General features: G+C 67.4%; 3 protein-coding genes, 2 CRISPR repeat arrays and 1 riboswitch. All 3 genes read left to right on the top strand.

Features of this window, described 5'->3' with window-relative positions; translation table 11 throughout:
• Positions 1-660 (top strand): type I-E CRISPR-associated protein Cas6/Cse3/CasE, encoded by a 660-nt coding sequence (gene cas6e / locus FB473_RS11590; RefSeq protein ID WP_167167780.1) that lies wholly within the window; start codon positions 1-3, stop codon positions 658-660.
• Positions 661-722: 62 nt separating this feature from the next.
• Complete coding sequence (cas1e, locus tag FB473_RS11595) at positions 723-1,673, top strand: type I-E CRISPR-associated endonuclease Cas1e (RefSeq protein WP_376837242.1); 951 nt, start codon at positions 723-725, stop codon at positions 1,671-1,673.
• Positions 1,670-2,014, top strand: coding sequence for a type I-E CRISPR-associated endoribonuclease Cas2e (gene cas2e, locus FB473_RS11600; protein WP_167167786.1), 345 nt, complete (start codon positions 1,670-1,672; stop codon positions 2,012-2,014). The genes cas1e and cas2e overlap by 4 nt, the downstream gene beginning before the upstream one ends.
• Positions 2,015-2,071: 57 nt before the next feature.
• Positions 2,072-11,413: direct repeats of the CRISPR family, unit length 28 nt; unit sequence GTGCTCCCCGCGTAGGCGGGGATGATCC.
• 93 nt (positions 11,414-11,506) lie between these two features.
• A CRISPR array of direct repeats spans positions 11,507-12,388; the repeat unit is 28 nt; unit sequence GTGCTCCCCGCGTAGGCGGGGATGATCC.
• 92 nt (positions 12,389-12,480) lie between these two features.
• Positions 12,481-12,597: riboswitch (SAM riboswitch) on the bottom strand.
• Between the last annotated feature and the right edge of the window lie 38 nt (positions 12,598-12,635).

A 12,635-nucleotide genomic window follows, 5' to 3' on the forward strand; every position in this document is an offset into this window, starting at 1 on the left:
ATGTATCTATCGCGCATCGACCTGAACCCTATGCGCCGCCAGGCACGCTGGTTATTGGGCAATCCCCAGGCTATGCACGCCACGGTCATGGGCGTATGTACCCGCGAAGAGCCCTCTCCGAGCAGCGGAGGGCGCATTCTTTGGCGAGTTGACGAGGACGGCGACAACGTTTGTCTCTACATCGTTAGTCCCCAGCGACCCGATCTCGCCGATCTCAGTGAAACCATCGGCTGGGATGGTGCCACGGCTTCGGTCGCAGACTATGACCCGTTCTTGGAACGCCTTGAGATCGGGCGGGCCTATGCATTCAGGTTGACTGCCAACCCCACGCACGTGGTCACTATGGATGACGGGCGAAAGCGTCGGCTTGGTCACGTCACGGTTGAATATCAGAGATCCTGGCTACTTGAGCATGCAAACCGGATGGGACTCCAGATACCCACCACCGAGACCGGCCACCCGGATGTCGTCGTCCATGATCGGCAAGTCCGAACCTTCCAGCGACAGCATCGTCCGGTGACCCTTACGATCGCCACCTTCGATGGACGTGGCGTCGTGGCCAACGTCGAGGCTCTCTGCAAAACACTTGTGGACGGGATCGGGCCAGCTAAAGCCTATGGCTGCGGACTTCTCACCCTGGCTTCACCTGCACCACGATGACAAAGCCAATTCCAGGGGTCCGGCCCAGCAGGGTACGGGAGCTTACCCGCGCGGAAGACAGGTTGTCATTCCTCTATCTCGAGCACTGCGTCGTCGGCCGTGATTCGAATGCAGTCACCGCGACCGACGAACGGGGCATCGTACACATCCCGTCGGCTTCATTGGGAGTGCTGCTGCTCGGACCTGGAACCAATCTCACACATCAAGCCATGGTGCTACTCGCCGACAGCGGGGCTGCCGTGGTCTGGGTCGGTGAGCATGGCGTGCGTTGCTACGCATCTGGACGATCGCTCGCCCGATCATCCAGGCTCGTGGAGGCCCAAGCGAAACTCGTATCGAACAGGCAGACGCGCCTGGCCGTGGCCCGAGCGATGTACGACATGAGATTTGAAAGTGACGACGACACAAGCAGCCTAACGATGCAGCAACTCCGCGGCCGTGAGGGAGCCAGAGTGCGTGCCATCTATCGTGACGCCTCACGCGAGCACAGCGTCCAGTGGTCGGGACGTGAATACAGCCCGACAGACTTTGCTGCGAGTGACACGATCAATCAGGCGCTATCAGCAGCACACGCGTGCCTGTACGGCGTTGTGCACGCTGTCATCGTCGCTCTTGGTTGCTCGCCTGGACTCGGCTTCGTGCATACGGGCCACGAACTGAGCTTTGTCTACGACATCGCCGACCTCTACAAGGCGGAAATCACTATCCCCATTGCTTTCAGATGCGTCGGAGAGTTCGAGGGAGCATGGAGTAGCGCCGATCCGTCTGCTCCGCCAGATGACCCAATCGACGATCTCGCGTCGTACACACGTCGCCGAGTCCGCGATGCCATAAGCGATGGACATATTCTGACCCGGTGTGCGCATGACATCCGGCGACTACTGCTGCCTGACGAACCGACAACGGGTGAAGAGAAAGACGCCGTCGTCTTGACCCTTTGGGACGACAAAGTCGGTCGGGTAGCCGCAGGCGCCAACTACTCGCCCGATGATCTCGATGAGGTGGACTGGTGACAGTAATCGTGCTCACAGCCTGCCCAGTCGGGTTACGGGGCCAACTCACGCGCTGGCTGCTTGAGATCAGCCCCGGCGTATTCGTCGGGCACATCAGCAAGCGAGTCCGTGAGGCCCTCTGGGAACAGATAGGTGAGCTTGTCAAGGACGGAAAGGCTATTATGGTGAGTTCTTCGTCGTCTGAACAGCGGCTGGAGTTTCGAGTACATCGAAACGAATGGGAGCCCGTTGATATGGACGGCATCACGCTTATTCGCCGCAACAGCACGAGCGCAGTCACGTCGCACCGTGTGCGCGCGAACTGGAGTACCGCCAGTCGAATGCGGCGACGACGAACATGAGCATCAGAAGTGAAGCAGAACCAGCAGGGCTGACCGCATGATCCGTAGTCAATTAGTGTGCTCCCCGCGTAGGCGGGGATGATCCCTCGACCGTGCAGGACCAGCGCCATTCGGTGGGGTGCTCCCCGCGTAGGCGGGGATGATCCCGGCAAGCCACGCCCGCCGATCCAGCCGGAACCGTGCTCCCCGCGTAGGCGGGGATGATCCCACGGCGACACAGATGGGGCTCACCGGCGACCAGTGCTCCCCGCGTAGGCGGGGATGATCCCTTGGTATTCCGTCCCTGTTCGACGGAGGTGCCGTGCTCCCCGCGTAGGCGGGGATGATCCTCCGAGATCGCGGATGGCCTTCTCGGCCCGCTTGTGCTCCCCGCGTAGGCGGGGATGATCCGAATCCTCAGGCGCAGGCGATCCGCACGAAATCGTGCTCCCCGCGTAGGCGGGGATGATCCTCGTCACCACTGGGCCTGACCGGCGCGTCGATCGTGCTCCCCGCGTAGGCGGGGATGATCCGGCAATCGGCGAGGTGTCGGTCGACGAGTCGCTGTGCTCCCCGCGTAGGCGGGGATGATCCTTAACAGTTGCCCGCCCGAGTGGCGGGCTTTTCGTGCTCCCCGCGTAGGCGGGGATGATCCGGCGATCCAGATCGCCGGACAGTCCGAGACGCTGTGCTCCCCGCGTAGGCGGGGATGATCCCGGCTTGGCCTCTGGCTTGCGGCTGCGAGCAATGTGCTCCCCGCGTAGGCGGGGATGATCCGAGGCGATCCACGAGCACATGGCCGACGAGTACGTGCTCCCCGCGTAGGCGGGGATGATCCCAAGAACTCCTTGACCTTTTGGAGGGACCCCAGGTGCTCCCCGCGTAGGCGGGGATGATCCCGCGTCAGGGGTGCGCGCGTCGGCCGCCGCCTGGTGCTCCCCGCGTAGGCGGGGATGATCCTGCACCGCATACGGGACGGTCCCGGCATCCGGAGTGCTCCCCGCGTAGGCGGGGATGATCCGAAGACGCTTCCCGCAGTGCTCACCGAGCGCAGGTGCTCCCCGCGTAGGCGGGGATGATCCTCTCGCTCTCGGCGTCCTGCGCGGGCACGCGACGTGCTCCCCGCGTAGGCGGGGATGATCCGTGATGGTGTGGAGACGGTGAGCCGATCCCGAAGTGCTCCCCGCGTAGGCGGGGATGATCCGGACACCTTCCGGGCGCGGGCGTGGACGAAGGCGTGCTCCCCGCGTAGGCGGGGATGATCCCTTTCGCGGCCTGGCAGGGCTAGGCAAGGCGTGGTGCTCCCCGCGTAGGCGGGGATGATCCGTGTGGGGGCCGGGGCAGACAATCCCGCCCCGGGTGCTCCCCGCGTAGGCGGGGATGATCCGACGTATCCGGGCTCCTCGTCGATGGTGATGACGTGCTCCCCGCGTAGGCGGGGATGATCCTGGGCCGAATGCCTGCAATCCGAGGTCGCAGAGGTGCTCCCCGCGTAGGCGGGGATGATCCTACCGGGCCAAGGCCGAGGCCAGGGTCACCGCGGTGCTCCCCGCGTAGGCGGGGATGATCCTGTCCCCACCACCGGCGACAGCCTTGTGGGTGTGTGCTCCCCGCGTAGGCGGGGATGATCCCGGCGTCATCCACGCCGAGCACTGGCACAAGCGGTGCTCCCCGCGTAGGCGGGGATGATCCTGGCGTCCTCTATCTGCCGGACGAGACGGTGTGGTGCTCCCCGCGTAGGCGGGGATGATCCCCGCCTTGTCGCTGGCACGGGGGCGTGGATCGAGTGCTCCCCGCGTAGGCGGGGATGATCCCGCGAAGCTGATCGGGTTGCCAAGGCGGGACTGGTGCTCCCCGCGTAGGCGGGGATGATCCGCGTCCATCTCGCGGGTCGATGGCGACGCCACTGTGCTCCCCGCGTAGGCGGGGATGATCCCCGCCGTACGGGAGCGCGTAGTCGTAGGAGTCCGTGCTCCCCGCGTAGGCGGGGATGATCCGCTGCTCGGCCGCAAGCAGGTCATAACGCCCGAGTGCTCCCCGCGTAGGCGGGGATGATCCGATGGTCATCGTTTCTCCTTGGCTAGGCATTCCGTGCTCCCCGCGTAGGCGGGGATGATCCGTTGGCCAGGGTGACGGCCTTCGCGGCCGTGGCGTGCTCCCCGCGTAGGCGGGGATGATCCGGCGCAGCATGCGGTGTCCTCGATCGCAGTGTTGTGCTCCCCGCGTAGGCGGGGATGATCCGCAGCGGCTACCGGCGTGGTGGGACCCGAAGACGTGCTCCCCGCGTAGGCGGGGATGATCCGCGCATGGTCATGGCAGTCTCCTGTGGCTTGTCGTGCTCCCCGCGTAGGCGGGGATGATCCTGATGAACCATCCGCCCCGTGCCGACTCCCCGCGTGCTCCCCGCGTAGGCGGGGATGATCCCTCGTCCTGGCCCGTCTGGTGTGGCGGGACTGCGTGCTCCCCGCGTAGGCGGGGATGATCCGGTGGGGGCCGCTTTCGTCTGCTCGGTGCGTCAGTGCTCCCCGCGTAGGCGGGGATGATCCACGACCTGTCGGCGATGAGCGATCCAGAGTTCGGTGCTCCCCGCGTAGGCGGGGATGATCCCACACCGCCAAGCACGGCGAGCGCGTCCTCCTGGTGCTCCCCGCGTAGGCGGGGATGATCCTCTCGGATCCACTCAACGCCAGAAGCGTGTTCCGTGCTCCCCGCGTAGGCGGGGATGATCCTGCAGGGGTGACCAACGGCACATCGTATGTGGGGTGCTCCCCGCGTAGGCGGGGATGATCCCTCCTTGCCGTTCGTGTCGCTGACCTTCGCCGTGTGCTCCCCGCGTAGGCGGGGATGATCCCCGACACGACGGCCGGTCAGCTGAACAACACGAGTGCTCCCCGCGTAGGCGGGGATGATCCGAGCGTCACCCGGCGCACCAGGGTGGACAGACGGTGCTCCCCGCGTAGGCGGGGATGATCCTGTGTCGTGGCCCCACCGGTAGATGCGGGCGATGTGCTCCCCGCGTAGGCGGGGATGATCCTTGGTGAAAGTTCATACATTTTCGACGTGCTGTGTGCTCCCCGCGTAGGCGGGGATGATCCGGTATCCGGCACATCCGACCCCGAGGTCATCCGGTGCTCCCCGCGTAGGCGGGGATGATCCGCATTCCCGGAACTCGTTGGGCCGTTTGGCTGAGTGCTCCCCGCGTAGGCGGGGATGATCCCCGGAACGCACCCGTGTCTTGCGCGAAGCTTGCGTGCTCCCCGCGTAGGCGGGGATGATCCCCGCCACTGCGACCCGTCCCACTGCCACACCGTGTGCTCCCCGCGTAGGCGGGGATGATCCGTCACCCACGTCATACGGCGGCGCCGGAGTCGTGTGCTCCCCGCGTAGGCGGGGATGATCCGTCGATGTCGGGGCCGTTGATGACGTTGCTGAGGTGCTCCCCGCGTAGGCGGGGATGATCCATGTGGGACGCCGTCTGCGGCACCCATCCTGGGGTGCTCCCCGCGTAGGCGGGGATGATCCGAGCCTCATCGGCCAGAACCTCGCCGAACACACGTGCTCCCCGCGTAGGCGGGGATGATCCCTACTCGTACGACTCGCTCGTCCGCGCTGGCAGGTGCTCCCCGCGTAGGCGGGGATGATCCTTCGAGCGTTGTGGTCGCCATGAGATTAGGCCCGTGCTCCCCGCGTAGGCGGGGATGATCCCTGCACAAGGAGGTTAGCGACCGGGCCAGGCAGGTGCTCCCCGCGTAGGCGGGGATGATCCCAATCGTCAGGCAGCAACGGCAACTCCACACCCGTGCTCCCCGCGTAGGCGGGGATGATCCACGTACGCTCGTCCCCGAAGACGACGCCAGCTCGTGCTCCCCGCGTAGGCGGGGATGATCCGGGGCGGGAGCGGTCACCGATCCGCTGGGCCGGGTGCTCCCCGCGTAGGCGGGGATGATCCGCACTGGACGCCGCGCAACGCGGCTGGCTGCAAGTGCTCCCCGCGTAGGCGGGGATGATCCGCCGACACGCCCACGCGGCTAGCACGGTCACCGGTGCTCCCCGCGTAGGCGGGGATGATCCTCCCCGAGCGGTCACAGAGCTAGCGGCAGACAGGTGCTCCCCGCGTAGGCGGGGATGATCCGCCGACCGGGGCCGCCACGCTCGCGGCCACCTCGTGCTCCCCGCGTAGGCGGGGATGATCCCTTCACGATCGACACGGAACGACTCCCCGCGCAGTGCTCCCCGCGTAGGCGGGGATGATCCTAACGCTGAGAATCTGGGCAACGAGATCATTGGGTGCTCCCCGCGTAGGCGGGGATGATCCCACGTGCGGGGCGGCCTGCTTGGTCTCCAGGTCGTGCTCCCCGCGTAGGCGGGGATGATCCTGAGGCACGTCGACAGCGGCTGCACATCCACACGTGCTCCCCGCGTAGGCGGGGATGATCCCGAGATGGCCACCGAGCCGCCTGCCGGAACCACGTGCTCCCCGCGTAGGCGGGGATGATCCTGCTGCAGCAGCTGCGCCGCCGGGATCTGCGGCGTGCTCCCCGCGTAGGCGGGGATGATCCGCGTGCGTCCGCAGACGACGTGATCGCCGGCGCGTGCTCCCCGCGTAGGCGGGGATGATCCCCCGACGTGCCCCATACCCCGCACGCGCTCAATGTGCTCCCCGCGTAGGCGGGGATGATCCCGGCGCATTCACCGTCCTCGTCTCAAACGGGGAGTGCTCCCCGCGTAGGCGGGGATGATCCGCATCGCGTCTATCGCCGCCATGTGGTCACGTCGTGCTCCCCGCGTAGGCGGGGATGATCCCATCTCGGGCCGCAGGGTGGCCTCATGTATGAGGTGCTCCCCGCGTAGGCGGGGATGATCCTGGCCATCCCTGCCGCGCGTAGCGCATGCGTGCGTGCTCCCCGCGTAGGCGGGGATGATCCGCGTGCGGCGATCCCGCTGAGGGTGTCGCCGGGGTGCTCCCCGCGTAGGCGGGGATGATCCGCCATGCCCGCTACAACGATTTTTGACGCGGCTGTGCTCCCCGCGTAGGCGGGGATGATCCCTCCGGCGAGACCGTAACCGTAATACCAGAAATGTGCTCCCCGCGTAGGCGGGGATGATCCGTGGGAGCTCCTAGCCGATTTGGCCGCCACGCGGTGCTCCCCGCGTAGGCGGGGATGATCCTTCCTCGGCCGTGCGACGCGGCAGGAGATGCTCGTGCTCCCCGCGTAGGCGGGGATGATCCGCCTTCATCGTTGGGGGTCCTCTCGTTGCGGGGGTGCTCCCCGCGTAGGCGGGGATGATCCCTACGAGCGGGTGACCGGGTTTGATCCGGCGGCGTGCTCCCCGCGTAGGCGGGGATGATCCCGGCTGGATCTGCCCAGGCTGGCACAGGTCCCCGTGCTCCCCGCGTAGGCGGGGATGATCCCGGTCGGCGACCTGTCCGAGGACCCCGCCGCCTGTGCTCCCCGCGTAGGCGGGGATGATCCCGATCCGGAGGAGCTTACGAATCAGGCCGAGTTGTGCTCCCCGCGTAGGCGGGGATGATCCCTCGGTGCCGTGGCCGCGAGACATGCCGGGTGCGTGCTCCCCGCGTAGGCGGGGATGATCCACGCCGCCTACATGGCCCGCGCGCAGGCCTACTGTGCTCCCCGCGTAGGCGGGGATGATCCTGAGGCAAACGTCGTCACGTCGGAGGCCACTGAGTGCTCCCCGCGTAGGCGGGGATGATCCGTCCGTGGTCAGCTCGTAGGGCTGCGGTCTGTGGTGCTCCCCGCGTAGGCGGGGATGATCCCACTCCATGCGGGAATGCGTGATTGAAATTGACGGTGCTCCCCGCGTAGGCGGGGATGATCCCGGGCGGACCGCACCATGCGCCTCGGTCGCCTTGTGCTCCCCGCGTAGGCGGGGATGATCCTGACACAGACGCTTACCCAGCTGACCGCTGACGGTGCTCCCCGCGTAGGCGGGGATGATCCTGGGGGCCTGCTGGCTGAGGCTCAGGAGAAGATGTGCTCCCCGCGTAGGCGGGGATGATCCCCGGCACACGCGACAGGTCCGGCGGCCAATCCAGTGCTCCCCGCGTAGGCGGGGATGATCCCGTGTCCGAGGCCGAGGCCCGCAGGCTCCTCGCGTGCTCCCCGCGTAGGCGGGGATGATCCCTCGGTGCCGTGGCCGCGAGACATGCCGGGTGCGTGCTCCCCGCGTAGGCGGGGATGATCCTGCCCCTGTGTCTTGCGCGAAGCTCGCCATCCCGTGCTCCCCGCGTAGGCGGGGATGATCCGGGATTCAGGTGACGGCGTCACTGCGGTCGATCGTGCTCCCCGCGTAGGCGGGGATGATCCGGGATTCAGGTGACGGCGTCACTGCGGTCGATCGTGCTCCCCGCGTAGGCGGGGATGATCCGCTCTCTCTCTCGTAGCGTGCTCCCCGCGTAGGCGGGGATGATCCCTCGGGCTCCGCGACCGGCGCACCCGCCTACGGGTGCTCCCCGCGTAGGCGGGGATGATCCCCGGAAGATGTCTTGCGCCGCCGACTCGTAAGTGTGCTCCCCGCGTAGGCGGGGATGATCCGCTCGCGGCGTGAGTCCGCGCCCGCATGTCCCAGTGCTCCCCGCGTAGGCGGGGATGATCCGCGATCCGGCATTTCCTCGACGACTGGAACGGGGTGCTCCCCGCGTAGGCGGGGATGATCCCCAGTCCGTGTCCCGCACCTCAAGGCCGAGTGCGTGCTCCCCGCGTAGGCGGGGATGATCCCGCGCCGGTCGGGAATGCGCCTTCGCGGGCATCGTGCTCCCCGCGTAGGCGGGGATGATCCTCAAGGTAGGAGCGCCCGCCGGCCGTCTGCTGGGTGCTCCCCGCGTAGGCGGGGATGATCCCATCGCTACACCGCCTCAGCACGCGCCGGAACCGTGCTCCACGCGTAGGCGGGGATGATCCGTTGGACAGGGTGATGTCCTGCACCGCGATATCGTGCTCCCCGCGTAGGCGGGGATGATCCCTACTCCGAGCATGAGGGTGGCTGGAGCATGACGTGCTCCCCGCGTAGGCGGGGATGATCCGTTCGGGATGTCGATCGGGCTCGCGAGCAGGCCGTGCTCCCCGCGTAGGCGGGGATGATCCTCTCCACCCGCACACCCGAAGACCGATCCAAGAGTGCTCCCCGCGTAGGCGGGGATGATCCTAATTCTGCTGATATTGCGAGTGTGCATACGGAGTGCTCCCCGCGTAGGCGGGGATGATCCCGACTGCATAACGACTAGCCGAATCGATCCCGGGTGCTCCCCGCGTAGGCGGGGATGATCCTGGTGGGGTGACAACCCCGTGCACTTCGTCGGCGTGCTCCCCGCGTAGGCGGGGATGATCCCTCATTGATCGCGCGGTGGGCTCTGGCCTCCTTGTGCTCCCCGCGTAGGCGGGGATGATCCGGCCTTGGGCTGCGAGTCCGGGAGATCGGCCCCGTGCTCCCCGCGTAGGCGGGGATGATCCCCTGACACTCTGGGCCGGTACCGGCTCCCGCCCGTGCTCCCCGCGTAGGCGGGGATGATCCCCCGACCCGTCATCCACCGACACAGCGAAACTCGTGCTCCCCGCGTAGGCGGGGATGATCCTCGGCCTGCTCGCGGATCTGGGCGAACGCCTTCGTGCTCCCCGCGTAGGCGGGGATGATCCCAAGTTCGTGGTGCCGCCTGGGCCGCCGGCACGGTGCTCCCCGCGTAGGCGGGGATGATCCTACGCAGGTGATGCTCACTAACTCGGGTACGGCGTGCTCCCCGCGTAGGCGGGGATGATCCGGACCTGTCCAGCATCGCGGCCCTCACGATGCCGTGCTCCCCGCGTAGGCGGGGATGATCCGCAGATGCTGCACCGCGATCAGATCATGCGACGGTGCTCCCCGCGTAGGCGGGGATGATCCTGGGTCTGGGCTTGTCGGGCATGATCGCGGGGTGTGCTCCCCGCGTAGGCGGGGATGATCCTCCACTCAACCAGACCCACCAGCACCATTACCCGTGCTCCCCGCGTAGGCGGGGATGATCCCACCCTGCCACACGTCGGACGGCCAGATCTGGGGTGCTCCCCGCGTAGGCGGGGATGATCCCCGCTCATCAGCGGGGGGGCGTGAGTTGGTGCTCCCCGCGTAGGCGGGGATGATCCCAACTCGGGCTCCAGCGACACCTTCTCGCGGATGTGCTCCCCGCGTAGGCGGGGATGATCCGACGTTCTGCGTGACGCGCAGGGTCTCTCCGTCGTGCTCCCCGCGTAGGCGGGGATGATCCGTCACTGTCGTGTGGGACGACTCTGGCCGTCAAGTGCTCCCCGCGTAGGCGGGGATGATCCGATGATCGACATAGCGGCGTCGCGCTGGGCCTGGTGCTCCCCGCGTAGGCGGGGATGATCCCGTATGTTCGCATTTTCTGCCCCTCCGGTAGTGGTGCTCCCCGCGTAGGCGGGGATGATCCGAGGACCGGCGCGGCCGTGTAGATGTCGTCCTCGTGCTCCCCGCGTAGGCGGGGATGATCCGGGCGGGCATCCCGTCAGGCGATCGCGGCGTGCGTGCTCCCCGCGTAGGAGGGGATGATCCTCACCCTGGCTCCTCAGCCCGTGGACCTGGAAAGTGCTCCCCGCGTAGGCGGGGATGATCCTCGATATGCGCCGATGAGTGATCTCTGGACGCCGTGCTCCCCGCGTAGGCGGGGATGATCCCAGCAGACCCGCGCAGCACCTGCATCTCGTAGGGTGCTCCCCGCGTAGGCGGGGATGATCCGGGCAGGACGTCGGCGCCGCGGTCCAGCAATTCGTGCTCCCCGCGTAGGCGGGGATGATCCGAAGAACGGCGAACCTCACGCATGGACGCTTGGGTGCTCCCCGCGTAGGCGGGGATGATCCCCTCGTCCCTACGACATGGGTGGACGGAAGCGAGTGCTCCCCGCGTAGGCGGGGATGATCCCAACAGAGAGGAGCGAGGTGGACAAGCGCGTGAGTGCTCCCCGCGTAGGCGGGGATGATCCGTCGCCGTTTTGAATGACGTTGACCAGCATCTAGTGCTCCCCGCGTAGGCGGGGATGATCCGACGGCCGCCAGCTTGTCGAGCTTTTCGAGTTGGTGCTCCCCGCGTAGGCGGGGATGATCCTCCGCGGGACCTCCATCGTCGGCCACTCCTTCTGTGCTCCCCGCGTAGGCGGGGATGATCCTCTCCCGCCATGACGTGAGTGCGTCGCACGCGTGTGCTCCCCGCGTAGGCGGGGATGATCCCCAGGCTCTGGCATGACGTGACGCGTCCGGAGGGTGCTCCCCGCGTAGGCGGGGATGATCCCGCGGCGGAGTCGATCAGCACGTCCGAGCACAGGTGCTCCCCGCGTAGGCGGGGATGATCCCTTCGCCTTCAGATCAGTAGCATCCTCGCCGCTGTGCTCCCCGCGTAGGCGGGGATGATCCCTCTTTCAACGAGTCCCCCGAGCTTGTCAATCCCGTGCTCCCGCGTAGGCGGGGATGATCCCCTCGGGAGCCACGGCATCGCACGCGGCCTCGAGTGCTCCCCGCGTAGGCGGGGATGATCCGTCGCGTTGCGTGGTCCTCGTGGATGAGGTCATGTGCTCCCCGCGTAGGCGGGGATGATCCGTGCGGGTGTGGGCGTCGCCGTCCTCGGCTGGCGTGCTCCCCGCGTAGGCGGGGATGATCCCTGGAAACTCCGACCGGACATTGCTGCCGCGCTGTGCTCCCCGCGTAGGCGGGGATGATCCGAGCGGCTAGCGGAGGCATGCGCCGGCGGTGACGTGCTCCCCGCGTAGGCGGGGATGATCCTGGCTCGGTCAATGCGTCCCAGGCGCGGATCGGGTGCTCCCCGCGTAGGCGGGGATGATCCCCCGCGAGTTCGCGACCCGGGCCGCAGCCGATGGTGCTCCCCGCGTAGGCGGGGATGATCCCGCGATCAGGCGGTAGGTGCCGGCGTCGTCGGTGTGCTCCCCGCGTAGGCGGGGATGATCCGTCGCGGTCGACACTCATGGCCGCCCCGTACTCGTGCTCCCCGCGTAGGCGGGGATGATCCCGCGATCAGGGCGGCGTCGACCGGGTCGATGCGGTGCTCCCCGCGTAGGCGGGGATGATCCGTCGATCCTGAGTTGAACGGCACCCCGCCACTGGTGCTCCCCGCGTAGGCGGGGATGATCCAGGTCCCGGGCGGTCAGTGCCGCTTGCCGGGGCGTGCTCCCCGCGTAGGCGGGGATGATCCTGATGTCCGCCTTGGATCGGGTAATCGAGGTGGGTGCTCCCCGCGTAGGCGGGGATGATCCCGGGGCGAGGAACAGGGCGAGTTCGGTCGGGACATGCTCCCCGCGTAGGCGGGGATGATCCGAATCCGTGGACCTCAATCTCGTCGGGATCGGTGTGCTCCCCGCGTAGGCGGGGATGATCCGGCCTCCCATCCCCAGCCGCTGCCAGAACAGTTCGGCTTGTCGCAACGTCGTAGACCGCCACAGCGGCTCCCTCCGGCCGGGGACCCGGGCCGGATCCCGCTTGACCGCGCGGCGGTTGCCCACGGCCGGGTCTTCCCTGGAGGGCACCGGAGCGGGTCCGGTTGCCGAGCGGTCAACTCCAGAGGGTTGACGACCGCTTCTCTTGACCTGCCGACGATCCTCCCAGACGCCTACGACACAACACGA

Source organism: Brooklawnia cerclae (assembly GCF_011758645.1).
In the GTDB taxonomy this organism is placed as follows: Bacteria; Actinomycetota; Actinomycetes; order Propionibacteriales; family Propionibacteriaceae; genus Brooklawnia; species Brooklawnia cerclae.